Source organism: Antrihabitans stalagmiti (genome assembly GCF_016482825.1).
GTDB lineage: Bacteria > Actinomycetota > Actinomycetes > Mycobacteriales > Mycobacteriaceae > Antrihabitans > Antrihabitans stalagmiti.
Map to the genome: position 1 here is coordinate 619,739 of NZ_JAEMNV010000004.1, position 23,249 is coordinate 642,987.

Consider the following 23,249-nt stretch of genomic DNA (forward strand, 5'->3'; position numbering starts at 1 on the left):
AGTGGTTCGACCTCGGCACTGCGCGCAAACACCGCTGGTGCCACATCGGGTGAGTTCGTAGTGCGCGGGGTGACGTCGAGATGGGACGTATCGGACGCGACGAATAGTGCCGCGGCAGCCAATACCACGACAAGCGCGCGGGTTCGGCCTACCAAGCCCAGCAACAATCGTCCTTCGGTCGTACGTGTTCGCGCGTCCGAGCGGCAGCAGCCGGCACGGGCACCTGCAGCCGACCATAACAGTCGCGAAATACCCGAAGAGAGGTTCGGTCCAAGTCGATACCGGGTTGTAGTGCAACGCCAGCTAGCGTCGTGGAGGTGCGCTCCGAATCGCTGCGGTCCCAAGTCGAACCGTTTCACGTCATGGATGTCTTGAAGGCCGCGACCGAACGGGCTCGAACCCACGGCGATGTGCTCTCCCTTGCCGCGGGACAACCGTCGACATCGGCTCCAGCGCCGGTGTTGCGCGCGACTCGCGCAGCGTTGGACGCCGAGTTGCTCGGCTACACCGAGACATTCGGGATCGAGCCGCTACGGTCCGCCATTGCCGCGCATCATCGTCAGGTGTCCGGCATCACCGTCGACGCCGAGGATGTCGTGGTGACAACAGGATCGTCGGGCGCATTCACGCTGATCTTCCTCGCTGCCTTCGACCTCGGTGACACCGTCGTCGTCGCCCGTCCCGGTTACCCCGCCTATCGGAATACCCTTGCCGCACTTGGCTGTCGAGTCGTCGAACTCGACTGCGGACCCGAAGTCAGATTTCAGCCGACAGTGGCCATGCTGGAGGCGCTCCCGTCGCCGCCCGCCGGCCTGATCGTCGCGAGTCCCGCGAATCCGACCGGCACCGTGATCGATCCGCTCGAGCTCGCTCGGATCGCCCGCTGGTGCGACGAGCACGGCACCCTGCTGATCTCCGACGAGATCTACCACGGCATCACCTACGGCGACGACGTGACGACGTCGTCGGCGTGGGAGACCTCGCGCGAATCGGTGGTTATCGGATCGGTGTCGAAGTACTTCTCGATGACCGGCTGGCGGCTCGGCTGGATGTTGGTGCCGCCCGGTCTGCGGCGTGCGTTGCAGCGGTTGGCGTCGAACATGACCGTCTGTCCGCCCGCGATATCGCAGTACGCCGCGATACCTGCCTTCACTGCAGAATCGAAGGCAGAGTTGGACTCCCACGTGCAGCGGTACAGCGTCAACCGTGAGCTCCTCCTGACCGGATTGCCTCAGCTCGGCATCACCGAACTGGCACCGGCAGACGGCGCGTTCTACGTCTACGCCCACATCGGCCATCTCACCGACGATTCGACGACGTGGTGTCGTGACGTGCTCGCCGAAACCGGCGTTGCGCTCGCGCCCGGCGTCGACTTCGACACGGCGAGAGGTACTCGTACCGTTCGGTTTTCGTTTGCAGGCGCGACGGCGGAGATAGCGGAAGCGTTGCAGCGGTTGCAGAGCCTGTAGAAACGCAGAACGCGTTCCAGTCGGCCTTGCTCATTTCGTATGGATGGAACGTGCCGTGCTGGCACCATAGCCAGGTGACCACAGCGACGACACCCAAAGGCGAACGTCGTCGCCAGGCGCTGGTCGCAGCCGCTGCTGAGCTTTTGCTCGAGGGTGGTTTCGATGCGGTCAGGCACCGATCGGTAGCCACGCGCGCCGACCTCCCGCTCGCATCGACGACGTACTACTTCGCATCGCTCGAAGACCTCATCGCGCGGGCGGTGGAACACACCGGAAGCGCGGAGCTGTCGCTGATGCGCGACCGAGTCGCCGAGGTTTCCCATCGGCGCAGGGGAGCGGAGTCGACCGTCGATCTGATCGTGGACCTGCTCGTCGGCCCGGAGGGACCTGATCCGAGCGCGCGCGAACAATTGATCGTTCGCTACGAACGGTCCGTGGCGTCGGCACGTCATCCCGAGCTGCGCGATGTTCAGGTTCGGCTGCGTGCGCAACTCGACGATCTGCTCGCCGACGTCCTTCGTCGGTCCGGCCGTGCGTGTCGTCAGGAACAGTTGCGGCGTCTGGTCGCCATCGTCGACGGCGCTGTTGTGTGTGCATTGAGCGAACTCGACCCGGACCCCCGTGTGATGGCTCGGAGCGCGCTCCTCGAAGTGATCGATATCGTCGCGCCGCCTTTACAGCGGTAGAGCGCGTCGAGGGTCGGCCGCGAGTCCGTAGACTGGCCTTTCGTGAGCAACATCCCGAACGTCTTAGCCAACCGGTACGCCAGCCCCGAATTGGTCCGGCTGTGGTCGCCCGAATACAAAATCGTTCTGGAGCGTCGCCTCTGGCTCGAAGTTCTGCGCGCGCAGGCCGCCCTCGGCGTCGATGTGCCAGCCGACGCGATCGCGGATTACGAACGGGTGCTCGACAATGTGGACCTGTCCTCCATCGCCGCGCGCGAGCGAGTGACGCGCCACGACGTGAAGGCCAGGATCGAGGAGTTCAACGCTCTCGCCGGACACGAGCAGGTCCACAAGGGCATGACCAGCCGCGATCTGACAGAGAACGTCGAGCAACTCCAGATTCGGCTCTCGCTCGAGCACGTCCACGCTCACGGTGTCGCCGTTGCAGCGCGTCTGGCCGAGCGTGCGGCCGAATACTCGCCGCTCGTCATGGCTGGTCGTTCGCACAACGTCGCTGCCCAGGCGACCACACTCGGTAAGCGATTCGCATCTGCTGCCGACGAATTGCTGGTCGCGTTGACGCGGTTGGAAGAGCTCATCGCGCGGTACCCGCTTCGCGGCATCAAGGGCCCGATGGGTACCTCGCAGGACATGCTCGACCTCGTCGGAGGCGACGCCGCGAAACTGGATGCGCTCGAGCAGAAGATCGCGACGCATCTCGGGTTCTCCCACGTGTTCACCAGCGTCGGGCAGGTCTATCCGCGCTCGCTCGATCATGACGTCGTTTCGGCGCTTGTTCAGGTCGCCGCGGGTCCGTCGTCGCTCGCGCACACGATTCGCCTCATGGCAGGCCACGAGCTGGTGACCGAAGGCTTCCAGCCGGGTCAGGTCGGGTCGTCGGCGATGCCGCACAAGATGAACACCCGTTCGTGCGAGCGCGTCAACGGTCTGCAGGTAATTCTGCGCGGTTACGGCTCGATGGCAGCCGAACTCGCAGGCGCGCAGTGGAACGAAGGCGATGTTTTCTGCTCGGTCGTGCGACGGGTTGCGCTACCGGACTCGTTCTTCGCGATCGACGGTTTGATGGAGACGTTCCTGACCGTCCTCGCCGAATTCGGTGCCTACCCTGCGGTGATCGCGCGCGAGCTGGACCGGTACCTGCCGTTCCTTGCGACGACCCGGATCCTCATGGCAGCGGTCCGCACCGGAGTCGGTCGCGAGACCGCGCACGAAGTGATCAAGGAACACGCCGTCGCGGTTGCGCTTGCGATGCGTGAGCAGGGTAGGGAACCCGATCTGCTCGACAGGTTGGCAGGCGACGATCGCCTTCCGCTCGACCGTGCCGGGCTCGACGCCGCGCTTGCGGACAAGTCGGCGTTCATCGGTGCGGCAGATGCGCAGGTCTCGGCCGTTGTCGCGGCGGTGCAGAAGCTCGCCGAGCAGTACCCGGCGGCAGCGGCATACGTGCCGAGTCCGATCCTGTAGGCGATCGTGACCGTATTCGACGACATCCTCGCTGGTCGAGCGCCGGTGAGTCCGGTGTACGAGGACGACGACGTCTTCGCGTTTATGGACATTCGGCCGTTCACGCCCGGTCATCTGTTGGTGATCCCGAAGGTGCCCGCGCGCAGCCTCGCAGAGCTCGATCCCGCCGTCGGCGGCAAGCTGTTCCAGGTCGGGCAGCGGCTGGCGGCTGCGTTGCGGGCGAGTGAAGTCGCGTGTGATGGCGTGAACTTCTTCCTCGCCGATGGGGTTGCCGCAGGTCAAGAGGTATTTCACGTGCATCTGCACGTCATACCCCGCACCAGCGGCGACGGGTTCGGTCTGCGAGGCCGCCCGACGAGTCCGCGTCGTGCCGATCTGGACTACCTCGCCGGGTCGATCAGTAGGGCGCTGCGCGCCTCGTGAGTCTTTTCGGACGGCCCAACCTCCAAAAGGACTCACGACCGGTGTAGTCGGCCTGTTCGAACGATCGCGAACCCGAGAACCGCGAGACCGACCACGACGAACGCGCCGAGCGCGACCAGGAACGGTCCGCCCATGAACCCGAATATCCGCACGTCCTGCGAGACGTAGCGGTAGCGAACGTATTCGTCGTCGGTCGCCGCGTTCGAGAACTCGAAATCGGAGCTGATCTGCTTCGGATTACCGATGAACGTCGACAGCCGTGTCAGATACGCGCCTGACCCGACGAGTTCGGCGAGCTCGGGGTCGCTTGCGCCGTCGATTCGGCCGGCGAACTCGGTGTCGACGATCTGGGTGTCCGCGTCTGCGTCGCTGCGTCGCTGACGGTGCTCGGAAAGTGTGTAGACGGTGATGTCCTGAGATCGGTCTGCCGCGACGGACATTCGCATCGGATAGACCATGCGCGACGACGGAAACGTCAAGGTGACGGGGTCGAGGCCACCGGCGAGGGGGACGTCGCTCGTGAGCCGCATCGCGACGAAAGCCCAGCCCTCCTCGAGGTACGGCGCCAGCGAGGCCGTCACCTCGGGCTTCATCGTGTAACCGTTCGTGGCGAGCCAGGTCTGTAGGCCGGGCAAGTCGCCGCCCGAGAGCGTCGTCGCTTCGAGCGGGCCGAGTCGGACCTGCGTGAGGACCGTGGGTCCGCCGCTTGGTGCGCCCGCGGTGGCGGTGTCGTATTCGCCACTCCCGCCGCTTGTTTCGCGACTTTCCCACCACTGCAACTCGGTTCGGATGCGCGGGGCCGTCAATTCTTCCAATTCGTCGAACGTCGACGCCTTTCCGGCGGTCACCTCGGCGGGTGCCGGCGTCGGGATGACGAGGGCGGCGTTGTCGCCGCTCGATTGCAGTGTCAACCGCATGACGATCGTCTCGATCGAACCGTCCCAATGCACAAGTGCTGCTTCGCCGTTCACAGCCGCGGCGGGGTCGGTGCTCACTACGCCGCCGCAGGCACACGCCGACGCCGGTGCAGCGGTGGTGGCAACGAAGCCCGCGAGAAGAAGGGCTAGGACGGTTGCAGGTCGACCGAGCAGGGCGTGGACGCGCATGGGACGACATTAGCGATCGCGGGCCTCGTCGACGGACGAGAAAGTGGTACGGATTCCGACAACACCGTGTCGAAGACCGGTGAAGTTCTCACTAATCACCGCGGACGCACGTGATGCCGATAGGGTGCCTTCGTGCGCCCATCATTGTCTTCGTACAAGTACCTCTCTCGTGGGAAGGTCCGCGAGCTCTACGCCATCGACGACGACTACATGTTGCTCGTCGCGACAGATCGCATTTCTGCCTACGACCATGTCTTGACAACGCCGATTCCCGACAAGGGACGCGTGCTGACCGCGATGAGTTTCTTCTTCTTCGATCTGCTCGGTGCGGCGAATCATCTCGCGGGCGATCCGGAGGATCAGCGCATCCCGGCCGAACTCGTCGGTCAGGCCATGGTGGTCAAGCGGCTGAAGATGATCGAGATCGAATGCGTCGCCCGCGGCTATCTGGTCGGGTCCGGCTTGGTCGACTACCAGAAGACGGGTGGCGTGTGCGGGATCCCGCTGCCGAAGGGCTTGGTCGAGGGCAGCAAACTCGACGACCCCATTTTCACACCGGCCACCAAGGCCGACATCGGTCAGCACGACATGAACATCGATTTCCAGACCGTGATCGACCAACTCGGCCCGGAGCTGGCGTTCAAACTGCGTGAAGACACTCTGGACATCTACTTCCGCGCGTCGAACTACGCGGAGGGCAGGGGATTGATCCTTGCAGACACGAAGTTCGAGTTCGGCCTCGACAAGAACAACAACCTGATCCTCGCCGACGAGGTTCTCACGCCCGATTCGTCGCGTTACTGGCCTGCCGACGGCTACGCGGAGGGCAAAGGGCAGGCCAGCTTCGACAAGCAGTTCGTGCGCAATTGGTTGACCGGTCCCGATTCCGGCTGGGATCGCTCCTCGGACGAACCGCCACCGCCGCTTCCCGACGACATCGTCGCGGCTACGCGCACCCGCTACATCGAGGCTTACGAGCGGATCTCCGGACTCTCGTTCGCCGACTGGGTGCACTGAGGTCGTCCGCTACGGTTGACGCCATGTCCGCAGATGCTTCACAAGGAGAATTCGCTCTCGACCCGCCGATCGCCAAGAAGGTGCCCAAGGAGCGCGTCCATCACGGCGACGTGTTCGTCGACGAGTACGAGTGGCTGCGCGAGAAGGAGAACGCCGAGGTAGTCGCCTATCTCGAGGCCGAGAATGCGTACACCGATCAGGAAACGCGGCAGCTGCAACCGCTGCGCGACGCCATCTTCGGTGAGATCAAGTCGCGCACCCAGGAGACCGACCTGTCGGTGCCGACGCGGATGGGCGATTTCTGGTACTACTCGCGTAGCTTCGCGGGCAAGCAGTACGGCGTGCATTGCCGGTGCCCGATCTCCGGTCCGGACGACTGGACGCCACCGCAGCTGACGGCCTCGGTGGCTGTGCCGAACGAGCAGGTCCTGCTCGACAGCAATGTCCTCGCGGAGGGCCACGAGTTCTTTGCGTTGGGTGCGTTCTCGATCAGCCATGACGGCACGCTGCTGGCCTACTCGTTCGACATCGTCGGCGACGAGCGATACACCCTGCGTTTCCTTGACCTCACCACAGGGGAGTTGCTGCCCGACGAGGTGAGTGGTGTTGCGCCGGGTGCGACGTGGTCGCTCGATCGAGCGCACGTCTTCTACATGACCGTCGACGATGCGTGGCGTCCCGACACGGTGTGGCGGCACAAGCTCGGCACCGAAAAAGCCAGCGACGTCAAGGTGTTTCACGAGCCGGACGAGCGCTTCTGGGTCGGTATCGGATCGACCCGCAGCGAGAAGTATCTGATGATCTGGGTGGGATCGAAGATCACGACGGAGGGGTGGGTGCTCGAATCCGCCGATCCCGAAGGCGAATTCACCGTCATCATGCCGCGTCGCGAGGGTGTCGAGTACAGCGTCGAGCATGCGGTCGTCGGAGGTCGGGATCGATTCCTGATCCTGCACAACGATGTCGTCGACGGCGTCAAAGCCGAGAACTTCGTCTTGGTCGAAGCGCCCGTCGACGACGTGGCGAACACGACGATGTTGATCTCTCATCGTGACGACGTCAGGCTCGAAGAAGTCGACGCGTTCGAGGGACACCTCGTTCTGAGCTACCGCAGGGAAGCGCTTACCCGGCTTGCCATTTGGCCGCTGACCACCGACGGCTACGGCGAGCGGCGCGAGCTGGAGTTCCCGCTCGAGCTGTACTCGGTCGGGCTGTCCAGCAATCCGGAATGGGTACAGCCGACCCTGCGCATCGGATTGACGTCGTTCATCACGCCGACGCAGGTGTTCGATTACACCCTCGCGACGGGTGAGCTGGTGTTGCTCAAGGAACAGCCGGTGCTCGGTGAGTTCGACAGGAACGACTATGAGCAGCATCGTGATTGGGCGACGGCTGCCGACGGGACGAAGATCCCCATCTCGCTTGTCGCACGCAAGGGCATCGTAGGTTCGGGTGTGGCGCCACTGTTGTTGGGCGGCTACGGCTCCTACGAGGCAAGTCAGGACCCAGGCTTTTCGGTGGCGCGATTGTCGCTGCTCGACCGGGGCATGGTGATTGCGATCGCCCATGTTCGTGGCGGCGGCGAGATGGGTCGACTCTGGTACGAGAACGGCAAGAAGCTCACCAAGCGTAATACGTTCACCGACTTCGTCGATTGCGCACAGCATCTCGTCGACTCCGGCGCTACGACGCCGGACCGTATGGTTGCGACCGGTGGCAGTGCAGGCGGACTGCTGATGGGTGCCATCACCAACCTCGCACCCGAGTTGTTCGCCGGTGTCCTCGCCAACGTGCCGTTCGTGGATCCGCTGACGTCGATCCTCGATCCGTCGTTGCCGCTGACCGTCATCGAATGGGACGAATGGGGAAACCCGTTGGCGGACAAAGAGGTCTACGACTACATGAAGTCCTACAGCCCATACGAAAATGTGGAAGCCAAGGACTATCCCGCGATTCTGGCGATCACCAGCATCAACGACACCCGGGTGCTCTACGTCGAGCCTGCCAAGTGGGTCGCCAAGCTGCGCGCAACCAAGACCGGAGATTCGCCACTGCTGCTGAAGACCGAGATGACGGCCGGGCACGGGGGCGTCAGCGGTCGGTACGCGCGGTGGAAGGAAGCAGCCTTCGAGTACGCGTGGATCCTGACGACGTCGGGTGCGGCGACGTAAGTTTCCGGGTTTGGTTCCGACGGCTACCCGGTGCGGAGGATGCCGGGTAGCCGGGCAGCGACCGCGTCGGCGGCGTCGCCTCTGAGCAAGAGTCGCACCAGCATGCTCGATCCGATGATCAGCAGCATGGTCGCCTGCGCGTCGAGCGCGGAATCCGTTGTCGCACCGTCGTTATCGAGCGTGTCGGACAGCATGTGCACAGCTGGTGAGCCGAACTGCCGCCACAGATTCGACTGTAGGTCGGGGTTGTCGCGCAAGGTCGCGAGCAGCCCGGGCAGTGCCGCTCGCACGTCGGGACGTCCGAACATGTCGAGGGTGTAGTCGAACGACTTCTCGACCCAGTCGTCGGCGCTTTGTGCCTCGGCGACGGGTACGTGGTCGGGTACCCAGCCGAAGACGGCTTCGAAGATCAGATGCGTCTTGGACGGCCAGCGCCGGTAGAGGGCGGGTTTGCCGACGTCGGCGCGTTCGGCGATGGCGACCATGGTCGTCCGATCCCATCCGACCTCTGCCAGAAGCGTGCGGGCAGCGGCGAGAGCGGCGTCGTCGATGGCGGTGTCGCGCGGCCGTCCGGGGCGGCGGTCGCGGGGAGTGTCGTCGGGAGAAAGTGAGTCGACCATTGCCGAATATCGTAACGCGGCGTTACGTTGAATGTATCGTTACATCGCGTTACGTTATGGTCCCGACCGCACCTCGACAGAAGAGAATTGTATGTCCCAGCTGCTCGAAGGCAAGACGGTTGTCGTCTCCGGCGTCGGTACCGGACTCGGCCGCGAAATCGCTGTCGCTGCGCGCCGCGATGGTGCCAACGTCGTGCTCGGCGCCCGCACCGAAGCCAACCTGAAGGCCGTCGCCGACGAGTTGGATCCGAGCGGCACGCATGTTCGGTACGTCGTCACCGACATCATGGATCGACAGGGCTGCGCGGGACTGATTTCCACTGCCGTCGACGAATTCGGTGGCGTGGACGCACTTTTCAACGTTGCCGCCAAAGAAGACGTGTTCGGCGGTCTCGCCGGTGCCGACCTCGAAGGTTGGCGAGCCATGTTGGACGCCAACGTGATCGGGACGCTGCAGCTTGTTCAGGAGGCGCTGCCCGCGCTCGAAAAGGGTGGGGGATCGGTGGTGTTCATCGGTACACAATCGTCGTTTCATCCGCAGATCCCGCAGGCGGCATACGCAACATCCAAGGGCGCACTGCACGCGGCGATGTTCTCACTCGCCCGTGAGCTCGGCCCGAAGAAGATTCGCGTGAACATGGTTGTGCCGACGTGGATGTGGGGTCCCAACGTCGAGCTGTACGTGCAGATGACAGCTAAACATCGCAAGGTGCCCGAAGCGGACGTCAAGGCGAAAATCACCAAGAACATGCCGCTCGGTGAAATTCCCGAAGACGGCGACGTCGCAAACGCGGCCGTCTTCTTCGCATCCGACTACGCGCGCATGGTCACCGGTCAGACGATCTTCGTCAACGCAGGCGAGTACTTCCGCTAGACAGAGGGCGACTCGAGAAAGGTCGATTACTGTGTCGCACAAAGTTATCGTGTGGGGTACCGGAGTTGTCGGCAAGCTTGTCATCCGTGAGCTGTTGGATCACCCCGAGTTCGAACTGGTCGCCGTGATCGTGCACGACCCCGCCAAGGACGACATCGATGTCGGCGAACTCGTCGGCGCCGAGCAGTGCGGACCGAGCGCAACAACCGACATCGATGCCGCGTTGGCCATCGACGCGGATGCGGTTGCGTACTTCGGTCCGACAGCCGAATATGCGGTCCAGAACATCGACAACATGTGTCGATCGCTGCGGTCGGGCAAGCACGTCGTATCGACCTCGATGACACCGCTCGTGTATCCCAAGCCGTGCCCGCGGGAGCTGAGGTCGGCGTTGGAGCAAGCTTGTCTAGACAGCGGAAAAGCCTGTTTCACAACAGGAATCGACCCGGGATTCGCGAACGACCTGTTCCCGATGACGCTGCTCGGCGTGTGCGGTCGGGTCGACACTGTGCGGGTTCAAGAACTGCTCGACTATGCCAACTACGCGGGTGACTACAAGGCCACGATGGGTATCGGTGCGCCTCTGGATACGCAAGCGATCCTGCAAATTCCCGAGATTCTGATCTTCGCGTGGGGCCACACGATTCCGATGATCGCCGACGCGGTCGGAGTCGAATTGGACCGCATCGACACCGTCTACGAAAAATGGCCTGCGACAGAGGCGATCGTCTATCCATACGGGGTGATCGAGCCCGGCCAGACGGCGGCGGTGCGGTTCGAGATCCGCGGCTGGGTCGGCGCCGAGGCGAAGATCGTGATCGAACACGTCAACCGAATCACCAATGCCGCAGCGCCACACTGGCCGCGGGCTACCTCGGTCGAGAACGATGTTTACCGCGTGATCATCGAAGGAAGCCCGAACATCACGCAGGAGACCGCATTTCGGGGCGGTCCCGACAACGATCCGATCGCCGGCGGCTGCCTCGCGACGGGAATGCGGGCGATCAATGCGATACCCGCACTGGCCGGCCTCGCCCCGGGACTCGTTTCGGCACTGGATCTTCCGTTGATTCCCGGCCGCGGCACCATCAGGACGCGCTTGTGAACATTCTGTTGACCGGTGCGTTCGGAAACATCGGATCCGCGGTACTTGCGGAACTGTTGTCTCGCGGTCACCGGGTTCGGTGCTTTGCCAAGGACACTCGTGCCGACAGGAAGCGAGCCGAGGCCTTTTCGTCCGTCGACGATGTTCGATGGGCAGACATCCGTGATCCCGATGCGGTATCGGGCGCAGTGGCAGGTGTCGACGTGGTGCTGCATTTCGCCGCGATGATTCCGCCCGCCAGCGAAGCGGCACCGGCGCTCGCTCGGCAGATCAACGTCGACGGCACCGCCAACGTCATCGCGGCGTGTCAGCGTCAGACCACGCCGCCCAGACTGATCTTCGCGTCGACCTTCGACGTCCACGGCAACACCCTCGACAAACCGCCCCCACGGAGAGTCGACGATCCCCTGCAGGCCATCGACGCCTACAGCGGTCACAAGATCGAATGCGAAGCGCTGGTGCGGAAGTCGGGCCTCGACTGGTTCATCCCACGCTTCGTCGATGTGCCGATCATAGGGATCAGGCCCGCCGAACCGATCATGTTCGAGATCGGACTGCACAACCGAATCGAAGTCCTGCATCCACGCGATGCTGCACTGGCCATGGCGAACGCGCTCGAGACCGACGAAGTCTGGGGCACAACGCTGTTCATCGGTGGAGGCGCGAGTTGTCAGGTCACCTACCAGGAGTTTCTGACGCGGATTCTCGCCGCGATGGGGCTGTCACCGTTGCCTGCGAGGGCGTTCAGTGACAAGGCCTACGCGACCGATTGGGTCGACACGGACGAGAGCCAGCGACTGTTGAACTATCAGCGCTACGACTTCGACGCGATCACGGCCGACATCGCCGCGACGTTGGGGTGGAAGCGGTATCTGATGCCGGTCGCCCGCCCGCTGGCGCGTCGCTCGATGTTGAAAATGTCTCCCTATTGGCCTTCGGCCTCGTGAGTCCTTTCGGTGGTCAGGCCCTCCGAAAGGACTCACGAGCCGCTTGCGGCCTTCCAGATATAACGAACCTGCGGACGACCCGCCCGACCGTATTCGGTCTGCCTCTCGACGATGCTGTCGTCGGCGAGCTTTTCGAGGTACCGCCACGCCGTTACTCGCGATACCCCGACCGCCAACCCGACCTCTGCGGCACCGAGACCGTCCGCTGAATCCCGTACCGCTCGGGCGATTTCGTCCAGGGTCTGTGGTGCAACACCTTTGGGTGAGGCCGAACGTTCTTCCGGCGATCGCAGAACGCCCATCGCACGGTCGATATCGCGTTGACTGACAGCGGTTTCACCCGCAGTCAACGCTTTTCGGTACTCGACGTAGCGGTCGAGTTTGTCCCGGAACGCCGAGAACGTGAACGGCTTGAGCAGATACAGCACAACTCCGTGCGCGACCGCCGACCGCACCATCGCGAGGTCGCGTGCCGAGGTTATCGCAATGACATCGGGGCTCGGCCTGGTACCGGTAAATGCTGCAGCAACATCGAGTCCACTGATGTCGGGAAGGCCGATGTCCATAAGCACCAGATCGATCGGGGTACCGGCCGCCGCTGCGTTCGCCGCTGCTCGCATCGCATCGCGACCCGTATGGGCGACTCCCGCGACCTCGAATCCCGCGACGCGATCCACATACGTTCGGTGTGCTTCGGCGATCAAGATCTCGTCTTCGACGATGAGTACTCGAATCATCGTCGGCCTCGGGTTCCCGTGCGTGGAATCGACACCACGACAGCGGCTTCGGGCTCCTGCTCGGCAACTATCGTGCCGCCATGGCGAGCGACCAACTGGCTGACCAGAGCAAGCCCCAACCCCCGGTGATCTTCCTTGGTCGAGTATCCGCGGCCGGTCGCCTTGGCGAACTGTTCGGTACTCAGGCCCGGACCACTGTCGGCGACTCTGACCACGAGTTGCGAATCTACCTCGTGGACAGTCACTTCGACCCAGGCATCGGCGGAGGAGAGGGCGGCGTCGATCGCATTGTCGGTCAGGTTGCCGATCAAGGTGACTGCCTCGGTCGTCGATAGGGGAGCAGACGACGCCAAGGCGGTCTCCTCGCTGACCGACAGTTCGACACCCCGTTCGGCGGCCTGTCCGATCTTGCCGAGCAACAGTGCTGCCAGCGCAGGCTCGTGTACCGACCCCATTAACCGGTCGATGAGGTGTTGCGACAGTGCAAGTTCCGATGTCGCGAACTGGACGGCGTCGTCGTAGCGGCCGAGTTCGACCATGGTGATGACTGTGTGTAACCGATTGGCGGACTCGTGAGCTTGAGATCGCAACGATTCGGCGAATCCGCGAACCGAGTCCAATTCGCCCATGACACTTTGCAATTCGGTGTGATCGCGGATCGTCAACACTGTCGCGACCACCCGGCCGTCGAACTCGACAGGGTCGGTGTTCACGACGAGCACTCGGTTGGTCGTCACGTGCATCTCGTCGCGAATCGACAAAGGTGACAGGTCGCGCATGGATTCGGGCAGGTCGGTGCGGCGCACCGGACCCGCCGGCAGGTCGAGCAACCGTCGTGCCTCGTCGTTGACGACGTCGGCGACGTCGGGGGAGTCGACGCCGAACACAACAAGGCCCTCGTGAATCGAATGCAGTACGGCGTCGTTGTGCTCGTACATGGTGCGAAGTTCGTCGGGCGCCATACCGTGCGTCTGGCGTCGCAGCCGACGACTCAGCAACCACGAACTGACAACTGCCATTGCGAGGCCTGCTGCCGTGATGCCGAGAATGATCGGCAGGCCACGCGTCACCTGCTCACCGATACGCGCCCGCGTCACTCCCGCTGACACCAGTCCCACAATCGCGCCGCCGTCGTCGTAGACGGGCGTAACCGACCGAATGGACGGCCCGAGCGATCCCGCGTACGTCTCGGTGAAGGTTTCACCCGCGAGTGCCTGATCGATGTTGCCGGAGAAGAGTTGGCCGATCAGCTCGGGGTTCGCGTGCGTGTAGCGCGTGCGATCCGGCGCCATGACGACGATGAAGTCCATCCCCGTCGCGAGTCGGATGCGTTCGGTCTCCGGCTGCAATATCGCGGTCGGGTCCGCCGACTGCAACGCATCCGCGGTCGAGCGTGCCTGCGCCAAACTCACGGCGATGCCAACGACCTCTTCCCGGGTTGCAGAGTCGCTGTCACGCCGTGCATCGACGATCGCGAGGACGGTACCTGCGGCGATGACGATCGTCAGCACCAAAAGCTGCAGGACGAGGACCTGCCGCGCGAGCGAAACGCGCCCCGCCGTCACACGTCCTCGGGTCACTCGGCCTCCTTCGACACGCCGGTTTCGGTTTGGGCAACCGAGCCTTTGTGAACGTAATGAACGCAATCGTGACTCACATCACGTCCGCAGGCCAACATTCTTACTGAGGCGAAGTGATTCACCTCACTTCACCACCCGACACGGGAGAGGACACCAGATGACTACTCGCAATATTCGCCCTGATGACAACCCAGTAACCGAGAAGCCCAAGAAGAGGGACAAGACCCACTGGCTCTACATGGCGGTCATCGTCGCTGTGTTCGCGGGCATCCTGGTCGGCTGGCTAGCGCCCGATACCGGTAAGTCGTTCGGCGTGCTCGGCACGATGTTCATCAGCCTGATCAAGATGATGATCAGCCCGGTGATCTTCTGCACGATCGTGCTCGGCATCGGATCGGTCAAAGCCGCGGCAAGCGTCGGCAAGGTCGGTGGCCTCGCACTCGCCTACTTCATCACCATGTCGACCGCCGCACTCGGAATCGGCCTTCTGGTCGGCAACCTCCTGCAGCCAGGCAGCGGTCTCGACATCTCCGAAAATGTCGGAGCGGGCGCCGACTACGCCGAGAAGGCACACGGTGCCGGCGGAACGATGGACTTCTTCCAGAGCATCATCCCGACGTCGCTGCTGTCCTCGCTCACGGCAGGCAGCGTGTTGCAAACCCTCTTCGTTGCCCTCCTCGTCGGCTTCGGTCTGCAGGCGATGGGCAAGGCGGGCGAGCCGATCGTTCGTGGCGTCGGGCATCTGCAGAAGCTGGTCTTCCGCATCCTGGCGATGATCCTGTGGCTCGCACCGATCGGCGCCTTCGGTGCCATCGCGAATGTGGTCGGCCAGACCGGACTCGACGCGGTCGTGCAACTCGGCACCTTGATGCTTGCGTTCTACATCACCTGTGCAATCTTCGTCTTCGGCATCCTCGGCCTGATCCTGAAGTTCGTCTCCGGCTTCTCGATCTTCCGCCTGGTTCGCTACTTGGCGAGGGAGTACCTGCTCATCGTCGCCACGTCGTCCTCCGAGTCTGCGCTGCCCCGCTTGATCGCCAAGATGGAGCACCTCGGCGTGGAGCGCACCACCGTCGGAGTTGTTGTCCCGACCGGATATTCGTTCAACCTCGACGGCACCGCGATCTACCTCACGATGGCGTCGATCTTCATCGCCGACGCCATGGGACAGCCGCTCGCACTGAGTGAACAGCTCGGACTGCTCGCCTTTATGATCGTCGCTTCCAAGGGCGCCGCCGGCGTCAGCGGTGCAGGCCTTGCGACACTCGCCGGTGGACTGCAGAGCCACCGTCCGGAACTGCTCGACGGTGTCGGCTTGATCGTCGGAATCGACCGGTTCATGTCGGAAGCTCGTGCAGTGACCAACTTCTCGGGCAACGCAGTCGCCACGATGTTGGTCGGCACCTGGACGAAGACTATCGACAACGACAAGGTCAAGGCAGTCTTCGACGGCAACGATCCATTCGACGAGGAGACCATGGTCGACGACCACGGTCCGGCCCCCGAAGATGACGCGAGGCCCTCGAACGAGGGACCAGCGAAAGAGAAAGCGCTGGTATAGGGTCCCGCGCTACACGTGAGTCCTTCCGGGGTGTCCAGTCCTCCGGAAGGACTCACTCGTGTGTACGGCCAGTTTGTCGGGCCGAGTTCATTCTCGGGGAACGACCTGTACACCTTCGGCTGCGACAGTGAAACCCATGAGCGGTGAACTGATCGTTTCGATTTCCGGTATCAGGACCGAAACCCTTTCCGCCGCGACCGACTTCGCCGATGCGATGGATGGTCGCGGTGTTCGGCTTTCCCTCCTGGTCGCGCCACGGCTGCCAGACAAGTATCGGCTCGTGCGTGACGAGCACACGCAGGAATGGTTGCGCGCCAGGCGTGATGGTGGCGACGCCATCGTCTTGCACGGCTACGACCAGGCAGCGACGAAGCGCCGTCGAGCGGAGTTCGCGGCCCTCCCCGCACACGAGGCTCGGCTACGGCTCATCGCCGCTGACCGTGTCCTCGAAGAAACCGGTTTGCGGACAAGAATTTTCGCTGCACCACAGTGGTCCGCATCGGACGGAGCGATGGCAGCGCTACCTGGTGCGGGTTTCCGCGTCGCTGCCGGTCTGAGTGCGATCCACGACTTGGACCGCGGCGACTCCGTGCGCGCGCGGGTTCTCGGAATCGGTGAGGGGTTCCGAGCAGAGCCGTGGTGGTGCCGAGCGTTGGTCATGGGTGCCGGCCGGATTGCGCGCAAGGAAGGCACACTCCGGCTTGCGATCTCGGCGAAGCAACTCGGCCGATCGGGGCCGCGCCAGGCATTGCTGGACGCGGTCGATCTCGCGCTGCACCACGGCGCGAACTCCGATGTCTACCGGTCGATGTCGGAGCCGCAGTCCCGCGCTGCCTGACCTGCCGTCAGCGCAACTGCAGTGCTTCCTCTTCCGGTAGCACCCGGAATTCCGTTCCCGCGGAGGCCAGTTCCTTCAGCCGCGCGTAGTAGATGCCGCGGCCGGCGTCGGAGACGACCTCCTGGTGAATCGGAAATGCGAATCGTGGTGCGACAGCGCGGAGGTAGTCGACGGTCTCGCTGAGCTTCATCCATGGAGCCGCCGCGGGGAGTGCGAGGATGTCGACCGAGACGTCCGGGACGAACAGTGAATCCCCGGGATGCAGCAGCCTGCCGGGTTCGTCCTTCGTGCCGAGCAGATAGGCGATGTTGTCGACCAACGGGAGATCCGGATGGATGACGGCGTGAGTTCCGCCTGCCCCCGTGACCTGGATGCCGCCGACGTCGAACACGTCGCCCGCGCGCACGGCGGTCCACGCCGGACCGAACTTCGCCGCGGTCTGCGGATCGGCGTACAACTTGGCGCCGGGATTCGCCTCGACCAGCGCCGGCAGTCGATCGGCGTCGGCGTGATCGGCGTGCTGGTGGGTGATGAGGATGGCGTCGAGGCCGCCGATGCCTTCGAAACCGTGAGAAAACGATCCAGGGTCGAAGAGGATCTTCGTGTCGCTGTCTTCGACGAGGATGCAGGAGTGCCTGAAGTGACTCATTCGCATACGTACGAGTATGCGCCGGAACGTCGCTGTGGTGGACCGGTAAACTCCATGGTCGTCGAACCTTTCAAGGTTCTCCAGCGCCGAAGAACCGCAGTATCGAGCGAGGAGTTTCACGTGGCCCGAGTCGTGGTCGATGTCATGCCGAAGGCTGAGATCCTGGATCCGCAGGGGCAGGCCATAGTCGGCGCACTGCCACGCCTCGGATTCGATGGTGTGTCCGACGTGCGGCAGGGCAAGCGTTTCGAACTCGAAGTCGACGACAACGTCGACGACACCGAGTTGGAGAAGATCGCCGAATCACTGCTGTGCAACACGGTGATCGAGGACTGGAAAGTGACACGTCTGCCATGACCGCCAAGATCGGTGTCATCACATTTCCGGGGACCCTGGACGACGTCGATGCAGCACGCGCTGTCACGCTCGCCGGTGCCGAACCCGTCGCACTGTGGCACGCGGACGCCGACCTCAAGGGCGTCGACGCAGTTGTGGTGCCGGGTGGCTTCTCGTACGGCGATTACCTCCGCGCGGGAGCAATTGCACGATTCGCCCCGGTGATGGGCGAAGTGATCCGGGCGGCAGGTACGGGCCTGCCGGTGTTGGGCATCTGCAACGGCTTCCAGGTGCTCTGTGAAGCCGGATTGCTGCCAGGCGCATTGACCCGCAACGAAGGTCTGCACTTCATCTGCCGTGACCAGTGGCTGCGCGTCGACTCGAACTCCACGGCCTGGTCGTCGCGATACGAGGTCGGTGCCGAGATCTTGGTGCCACTCAAGTCGGGCGAAGGCCGTTTCCAGGCATCCGAGCAGGTGCTCGACGAGTTGGAGGGCGAAGGTCGCGTTGTTTTCCGATACTCGGGCGACAACCCGAACGGCTCGCAGCGTGGAATCGCCGGTATCGCCTCGGCGAACGGTCGGATCGTCGGCCTGATGCCGCATCCGGAACATGCAACCGAAGCATTGACCGGACCGAGCGACGATGGGCTCGGGTTGTTCCTTTCGGTGCTCGACTCGCTGGTGTCCGCATAACAGATGGTCGTGTCGCGGATTGACTGAGTCGACTCCGCCCGCCCGCGGCTCGTTGCTTCGACGGAACGCGTCGTTCCGTTTGCTGTGGTCGTCACGGGCGACGTCGTATCTCGGTGAATCGCTCGGTCTGGTTGCGCTGCTCGTGCACCTGGAGGGCACATCGCGCGCAGCGATTGCGGCAGCAATGCTGCTTGTCGCATGCGACTTCGTGCCAGGTCTGTTCGGGCCGCTGGCGGGTGCAATCGCCGATAGGTTCGATCTGCGTCGCGTAATGATCGGATGTGAGGTCGCGCAGGCGTTGCTGACGGCGGTCATTGCCATCTGGCTGCCTGAGCTGCCGATATTGCTTCTGCTCGTCGCAATTCGAGGTTTTGCCGCACAGATCTATCTGCCCGCATCTCGTAGTGCCGTCCCAAGTCTCGTCGACGATCGAGACGTCGAGTCGGCGAATTCGACTCTCGGCGCAGGAACCTACGGACTCGAAGCAGCCGGACCACTTGTCGCTGCAGCACTCTTCGGGCTGCTCGATGTGCGCGGACTACTGCTGATCACCGCCGCTAGTTATCTGATCGCTGCAGTCGTTCTGGTTGCACTCCCGAAACTGCCGTCCGCTCGCGTAGATATCGAGCAAGGCCTTATCACTTCGACGCGAGCCGGGATCGGCTTCCTCTGGTCGGCACCGGCAATCCGGGTGATCGCCGTCGGCTTCTTCGCGATCGTCGCATTCAACGGCGTCGACGATGTGGCCTTGGTGTTTCTCGCGAAAGACTCACTGCACGGCAGTGATTCGGAGGCCGCGGCACTGTACGCGGGTGTCGGCATCGGACTGGCGATCGGCTATCCGCTGTTGGCGCGCTATGCATCCCGCTTCCCCACGCTCGCTCTGTTGATCGTGGGGTTCGGCATCAGTAGCCTCGGCAATCTCGCAACCGGACTCGCCGGTGTCGTGATCACGGCGTTGCTGATTCAGATCGTTCGAGGGCTCGGGCTGACGGCATTGGATGTCGCAATCAACACCCACTTACAGCGGACCGTGCCGCGCGAGGTGCTGGGCCGGGTATTCGGCACGCTCTATGGTTTGGTCGGCGTCGCAGCAGGGCTTTCGTATCTTTTCGGCGGCATCCTGCTCCAGTTGACCGACGCTCGAACGACTTTCGTGGTCGCCGGCGTCGGTGGGCTGCTGGTGACCGTGGTGACGGCACTCGCGCTGCGACGGGTCAGTTCTTCGACATCTTGAACGGCGCATCGTGTTCGGTGATCAACCGTTCCATGCGGGCCTCGCGCAGCATCGCCTCTTCCTGCTGATCACGGACCACCTTCGCCAGCGTGAAGCAACTGGTCACGAGGAACAACGCCGTCATGATCAAGAAGCCCTTCTGCCACGGATCGATCGGCAGATAGTAGACGCCGACAAGAGTGCCGAAGAGGCTGACGCCGAACGCGACGACTGCCTGGATATAGAACGCGGTGGTGTTGCGGGACTTCGCAGTTGGGGTTGTCATGCCACAAAATTGTGCCGGTGGGTGCTGCTCGGCACGTGAGTACGACTACTCGAGACGGTTGGGTAGTTCCGCCGCGCGGCGCCGCGCGCCTGCGGTGCAGGCATAATCTCGGTGCATGCCGCCGACAACGAACGCGACCGCAACCCGATTGTGCACCTTCATCGACGCGTCGCCGTCACCGTTCCATGTCTGCGCGACGGTCGCCGCCCAGTTGACTGACGCCGGTTTCGTCGAGTTGGCCGAGGCGGCCGCGTGGCCTGTCTCCGAAGGCAAGTACTTCGTCGTCCGAGGCGGGTCGCTCGTTGCGTGGAGTACCGAGGGTGTCGCGCCGCTTGCTCCGTTCCGGATCGTGGGTGGCCACACGGACAGCCCGAACCTGCGCGTCAAGCAGCATCCCGATCTGACCTCGGCCGGGTGGCAGTTGGTCGGACTGGAACCCTATGGCGGCGCGTGGCTGAACTCGTGGCTCGATCGCGACCTCGGTCTGTCGGGACGGCTCGCGGTTCGCGTTGGAAATGTTGTGCAGCAGAAGCTGGTTCGGGTCGATCGGCCGATCTTGCGGGTGCCGCAACTCGCGATCCACCTGAGCGAAGACCGCAAAGGTGTGCACCCCGATCCGCAGCGCCACGTCAACGCCGTGTGGGGAACCGGCACGTCGCCGGGCCTGATCGAGTACCTGGCCGCTGAGGTCGGCGTGGATGCGGATGCGGTCCTCGGTTGGGAGTTGATGACGCACGACCTGGCGCCCAGTAGCGTGATCGGTGTCGAATCCGACTTGGTCAGCGCGCCGCGACTCGACAATCAGGGCACCTGCTATGCGGGGACACAAGCGTTGCTCGCCGCGGTGCAGGAGCCCGGATCGGTCGTTCCAGTGCTGGCATTGTTCGACCACGAAGAGGTCGGCAGTACCTCCGACCGTGGCGCGCAATCCGATCTGTTGAACACGGTGCTGGAGCGGGTCGTCCTTGCGGCCGGTGGCGGGCGTGAGGAGTTTCTGCGGACGATGTCGGAATCCGTCTGCGCCTCAGGCGATATGGCGCACGCGACGCATCCGAACTATCCGGATCGGCACGAGCCTGCCCATCGCATCGAGATCAACGGCGGTCCGGTTCTCAAGGTGAACCAGAATTTGCGTTATGCGACAGACGCTTCCGGCGCGGGAGTGTTTGCCTTGGCCTGCGAGCAGGCGGGAGTTCCCTTGCAGCGCTACGTACATCGAGCAGATCTGCCGTGCGGTTCGACGATCGGTCCGATCACAGCGGCGCGCACAGGTCTGTCGACTGTCGACGTGGGTGCGGCGCAGCTCGCGATGCACTCGGCCCGTGAGCTGATGGGTGCCCACGATGTTGCCGCCTACGCGGCCGCTCTCGCAGCGTTTCTAGGGCCGTAGGGGCCTTCGGCCTCGTGAGTCCTTTCGGAGGTCCGGTCCTCCGAAAGGACTCACGAGCAGCGTGCTGCCTCCTGGAACCGTTTCTCGTTTTCCCGCGTCCAAGTTGAGTAGAGGACAACGGTTTACGAGGGGGAGTGATGACGGACCTGCAATTCGGGTATCGGGGGGACGATCTCGACGAGGTTGATTCGGAGGTCGGTAGCGCGCCGATCGGGTCGTCGGCGGTGCGGATCGAACTCGACGGTTCTTTGCTGCCGACCGCAGTCGAGATCAGCCGCAACTGGCACGAACTCGTGGGAGCGGCGGAGATCGGCCGCGAGATCTTCGCTGCCTACAACCAGGCCGTTGCCCAGTTTGTTGTCGACTCGCTCAGCGCAGGCAAGCTGGAGCATCGAGGAGCGATACCGCCGCGCCGGACGCAACACATGGTTTTGCTCGAGACCACAACCTGGGACGAGTACGCGGCCGCCAGCGCCGCGATGTTCGACCACAGGTTGGTGACCGTACACGGTCACGCCACCGACCGGTGTGAACCTGCCGTAACGGTCCTCGCAGACAGAACGTCGATACTACGGATCACTGTCTGGTCGGAATGGGCGCAGACGGCAAGAGCAGGTGACATCGAGGGCGAAATCCTCTGGTGTGCAGACCAATTGCGGCAGCAGCAGCCGGTGTTCGCCGTGCGTGGCGACTACACGCCGTTCTCCGACGAAGAGCTGGCGGCTCAGCATTCCGAGCATCGCTTCGCGCTGATCCGAAGCAGGTCGACCAATGGCTGAGCCACCCAGCGGAGACCAGGTCAGCGCCGCACTCGAACGGATGCGGCATGTCGCGAGTGCGTGGCGACAGGTTGCGGGCGCACTTGCCGAGGCTGGCGCAATGACCGACGACACAGAGCTCACTCGACTGGAGGCGGGACTCTTTCAAGTTGCCTTCGACAAATACGCCGTTGCGCCAGGGTTTTTCCGTGACCGGCTTGCGGAAGGCACCGCCGTCATGGGCCAGATAGCTGCGACGCTCTCCGACAACGCAAACGCGTACGCAATCGAAGAGGCGCTGCTGTTGCACGAACTAAACAGGATGTGGTGAGTCATGGGTACCCGCGAGGAATTGATCGCAGCGATCGAATCCATCAACGCAGATACCGAGAACATTCGGAAGATGCCCGACGATGTGCAGGACAAGTTCGAAGAGGTGATCTCTGCAATCCGATGGGGCGGAGGTCTCATCGGCCTGCCATTCGGCGGCATCTTCGGCGCTGCTGCCGGCCTCGCGGCAGCCAACGAGATCGCGGATGCGCTGTGGGAGCGTCGAGACAAGATTCACGAAGTGCTGTCGCAGGTAACGGAAAAACTCGGGGAGATTGCCGAAGGCATCCTCGCTCCGGTCACCTTCGTAGACAAGGCTGTAGTTTGGCGTGATATCAGCGCGAAAGCCGCTGAGGCGTACAACTTTCAGACCCTTACATCTTTGCGCTCCGATTGGTCAGGTATCGCGGCCGATCGATACTTCGACGCGGCGTCGCGGCAAGAGAAGGCACTGAACGCGGTACCGGCCTTGGCGACGTCTGTTGCGAAATCTCTCGAGAATCTTGCTTCCGGGATACTCGCGTTCTATTCGACTCTGGCAACAGACTTGTCAAAGCTGATCACGAATGTCTCGACGAGTCTCGCCGCGATCGTCGGGAAGGGTCCCGCTGCGGTGACGGAGGCTGACGAGATTGTGCGTCTGGTCGGGCTCATAAAGGACGCAGCGGTCGATGCGGCCGCTTCGATCCTGAAATTGGCTCAAGAGGAAATGATTGTTGGCAACGAACTCGGTTCCGCGGTGGGATCGAATATCGGGTTGGGCTACCAGTGGCCGCCCGCCGTCGCGCCCGGCGCAGCCTACGACGATGCGTCAGTTGCCGATGGCTCCAACGAATGGTCGATCAATACCGATATCCGGTTGTCCGAAAGGACGCCGCGATGAAGCGAACTTCGCAGCTATTTGTGGGCGTTGCGATTGTCGCGGTGATTTTCTCCGTAATTGTGGCGTGGGCTGTCTGGGCCGTTCTATCGATCGAGAGGATCGAGTCTC

The 23,249-nt window shown here is 63.2% G+C and carries 24 protein-coding genes; 18 read left to right on the forward strand and 6 right to left on the reverse strand.

The genetic code is table 11. The features are described 5' to 3' along the window. Positions 1–317: 317 nt before the first annotated feature. From JGU71_RS15895 to JGU71_RS15910, 4 genes are all read left to right on the forward strand, one after another. Positions 318–1,469, forward strand: a complete 1,152-nt coding sequence (locus tag JGU71_RS15895) for a pyridoxal phosphate-dependent aminotransferase (RefSeq protein WP_199705159.1) — start codon at positions 318–320, stop codon at positions 1,467–1,469. A 74-nt stretch (positions 1,470–1,543) separates the two neighbouring features. Next, on the forward strand, positions 1,544–2,155 hold the full coding sequence (locus tag JGU71_RS15900) for a TetR/AcrR family transcriptional regulator (protein ID WP_199705160.1): 612 nt from the start codon (positions 1,544–1,546) through the stop codon (positions 2,153–2,155). Positions 2,156–2,197: 42 nt separating this feature from the next. Next, on the forward strand, positions 2,198–3,619 hold the full coding sequence (gene purB, locus JGU71_RS15905; protein ID WP_199705161.1) for an adenylosuccinate lyase: 1,422 nt from the start codon (positions 2,198–2,200) through the stop codon (positions 3,617–3,619). Positions 3,620–3,622: 3 nt separating this feature from the next. Next, positions 3,623–4,042 carry an HIT family protein gene (locus JGU71_RS15910; protein WP_199705334.1) on the forward strand — a complete coding sequence of 140 codons (420 nt, stop codon included), beginning with the start codon at positions 3,623–3,625 and terminating at the stop codon, positions 4,040–4,042. A 32-nt stretch (positions 4,043–4,074) separates the two neighbouring features. Here JGU71_RS15910 and JGU71_RS15915 read toward each other — a convergent pair whose 3' ends face one another. After that, positions 4,075–5,148, reverse strand: a complete 1,074-nt coding sequence (locus tag JGU71_RS15915; protein WP_199705162.1) for a DUF2330 domain-containing protein — start codon at positions 5,146–5,148, stop codon at positions 4,075–4,077. A 132-nt stretch (positions 5,149–5,280) separates the two neighbouring features. On the opposite strand from JGU71_RS15915, the gene JGU71_RS15920 reads away from it, so the two are divergent. Continuing rightward, the gene (locus tag JGU71_RS15920; protein WP_199705163.1) at positions 5,281–6,165 is read left to right on the forward strand and encodes a phosphoribosylaminoimidazolesuccinocarboxamide synthase; all 885 of its coding nucleotides are present in this window, start codon (positions 5,281–5,283) and stop codon (positions 6,163–6,165) included. Between the two features lie 23 nt (positions 6,166–6,188). After that, on the forward strand, positions 6,189–8,336 hold the full coding sequence (locus tag JGU71_RS15925) for a S9 family peptidase (protein WP_199705164.1): 2,148 nt from the start codon (positions 6,189–6,191) through the stop codon (positions 8,334–8,336). A gap of 23 nt (positions 8,337–8,359) precedes the next feature. Here JGU71_RS15925 and JGU71_RS15930 read toward each other — a convergent pair whose 3' ends face one another. After that, complete coding sequence (locus JGU71_RS15930; RefSeq protein ID WP_199705165.1) at positions 8,360–8,956, reverse strand: TetR/AcrR family transcriptional regulator; 597 nt, start codon at positions 8,954–8,956, stop codon at positions 8,360–8,362. Positions 8,957–9,047: 91 nt separating this feature from the next. On the opposite strand from JGU71_RS15930, the gene JGU71_RS15935 reads away from it, so the two are divergent. The 3 genes from JGU71_RS15935 to JGU71_RS15945 are packed head-to-tail and all read left to right on the forward strand — an operon-like array spanning position 9,048 to position 11,882. Then, a complete protein-coding gene (locus JGU71_RS15935) occupies positions 9,048–9,830 on the forward strand; it encodes an SDR family oxidoreductase (protein ID WP_199705166.1) in 783 nt (260 codons plus the stop codon). 25 nt (positions 9,831–9,855) lie between these two features. After that, complete coding sequence (locus tag JGU71_RS15940) at positions 9,856–10,935, forward strand: NAD(P)H-dependent amine dehydrogenase family protein (RefSeq protein ID WP_199705335.1); 1,080 nt, start codon at positions 9,856–9,858, stop codon at positions 10,933–10,935. Then, a complete protein-coding gene (locus tag JGU71_RS15945) occupies positions 10,932–11,882 on the forward strand; it encodes an NAD-dependent epimerase/dehydratase family protein (RefSeq protein WP_199705167.1) in 951 nt (316 codons plus the stop codon). Before JGU71_RS15940 ends, JGU71_RS15945 begins: the two co-directional genes overlap by 4 nt. A gap of 32 nt (positions 11,883–11,914) precedes the next feature. On the opposite strand, the gene JGU71_RS15950 is transcribed toward JGU71_RS15945, so the two are convergent. Continuing rightward, complete coding sequence (locus tag JGU71_RS15950) at positions 11,915–12,619, reverse strand: response regulator (protein ID WP_199705168.1); 705 nt, start codon at positions 12,617–12,619, stop codon at positions 11,915–11,917. Next, on the reverse strand, positions 12,616–14,199 hold the full coding sequence (locus tag JGU71_RS15955) for an ATP-binding protein (protein ID WP_307829671.1): 1,584 nt from the start codon (positions 14,197–14,199) through the stop codon (positions 12,616–12,618). Before JGU71_RS15955 ends, JGU71_RS15950 begins: the two co-directional genes overlap by 4 nt. 157 nt (positions 14,200–14,356) lie before the next feature. On the opposite strand from JGU71_RS15955, the gene JGU71_RS15960 reads away from it, so the two are divergent. Further along, entirely contained in the window at positions 14,357–15,760 is a 1,404-nt protein-coding gene (locus JGU71_RS15960) for a cation:dicarboxylate symporter family transporter (RefSeq protein WP_199705169.1), read from the forward strand. 136 nt (positions 15,761–15,896) lie between these two features. Further along, entirely contained in the window at positions 15,897–16,598 is a 702-nt protein-coding gene (locus JGU71_RS15965; protein ID WP_199705170.1) for a DUF2334 domain-containing protein, read from the forward strand. A 7-nt stretch (positions 16,599–16,605) separates the two neighbouring features. Here the strand turns inward: JGU71_RS15965 and JGU71_RS15970 are convergent, their stop codons facing one another. Then, positions 16,606–17,253: an MBL fold metallo-hydrolase gene (locus JGU71_RS15970; protein ID WP_199705171.1), complete on the reverse strand. Its 648-nt coding sequence runs from the start codon at positions 17,251–17,253 to the stop codon at positions 16,606–16,608. A gap of 114 nt (positions 17,254–17,367) precedes the next feature. Here JGU71_RS15970 and purS point away from each other — a divergent pair, with 114 nt between their 5' ends. From purS to JGU71_RS15985, 3 genes are read left to right on the forward strand one after another with little or no spacing between them, the layout of a single operon-like run. Next, positions 17,368–17,604: a phosphoribosylformylglycinamidine synthase subunit PurS gene (gene purS, locus JGU71_RS15975; RefSeq protein WP_199705173.1), complete on the forward strand. Its 237-nt coding sequence runs from the start codon at positions 17,368–17,370 to the stop codon at positions 17,602–17,604. Beyond that, a complete protein-coding gene (gene purQ, locus JGU71_RS15980; protein WP_199705175.1) occupies positions 17,601–18,278 on the forward strand; it encodes a phosphoribosylformylglycinamidine synthase subunit PurQ in 678 nt (225 codons plus the stop codon). The genes purS and purQ overlap by 4 nt, the downstream gene beginning before the upstream one ends. Before the next feature lie 19 nt (positions 18,279–18,297). Next, positions 18,298–19,515 (forward strand): MFS transporter, encoded by a 1,218-nt coding sequence (locus tag JGU71_RS15985; protein ID WP_199705177.1) that lies wholly within the window; start codon positions 18,298–18,300, stop codon positions 19,513–19,515. Here JGU71_RS15985 and JGU71_RS15990 read toward each other — a convergent pair. Continuing rightward, positions 19,496–19,780 (reverse strand): YiaA/YiaB family inner membrane protein, encoded by a 285-nt coding sequence (locus JGU71_RS15990; protein WP_199705179.1) that lies wholly within the window; start codon positions 19,778–19,780, stop codon positions 19,496–19,498. The genes JGU71_RS15985 and JGU71_RS15990 overlap by 20 nt on opposite strands. A gap of 115 nt (positions 19,781–19,895) precedes the next feature. Between JGU71_RS15990 and JGU71_RS15995 the strand changes: the two genes are divergently transcribed. From JGU71_RS15995 to JGU71_RS16010, 4 genes are all read left to right on the forward strand, one after another. Continuing rightward, positions 19,896–21,170, forward strand: a complete 1,275-nt coding sequence (locus tag JGU71_RS15995) for a M18 family aminopeptidase (RefSeq protein WP_199705181.1) — start codon at positions 19,896–19,898, stop codon at positions 21,168–21,170. Positions 21,171–21,307: 137 nt separating this feature from the next. Further along, positions 21,308–21,949, forward strand: coding sequence for a hypothetical protein (locus JGU71_RS16000; RefSeq protein ID WP_199705183.1), 642 nt, complete (start codon positions 21,308–21,310; stop codon positions 21,947–21,949). Beyond that, a complete protein-coding gene (locus tag JGU71_RS16005; protein ID WP_199705184.1) occupies positions 21,942–22,259 on the forward strand; it encodes a hypothetical protein in 318 nt (105 codons plus the stop codon). Before JGU71_RS16000 ends, JGU71_RS16005 begins: the two co-directional genes overlap by 8 nt. A gap of 3 nt (positions 22,260–22,262) precedes the next feature. Beyond that, on the forward strand, positions 22,263–23,141 hold the full coding sequence (locus JGU71_RS16010; protein WP_199705186.1) for a hypothetical protein: 879 nt from the start codon (positions 22,263–22,265) through the stop codon (positions 23,139–23,141). Positions 23,142–23,249 lie beyond the last annotated feature (108 nt).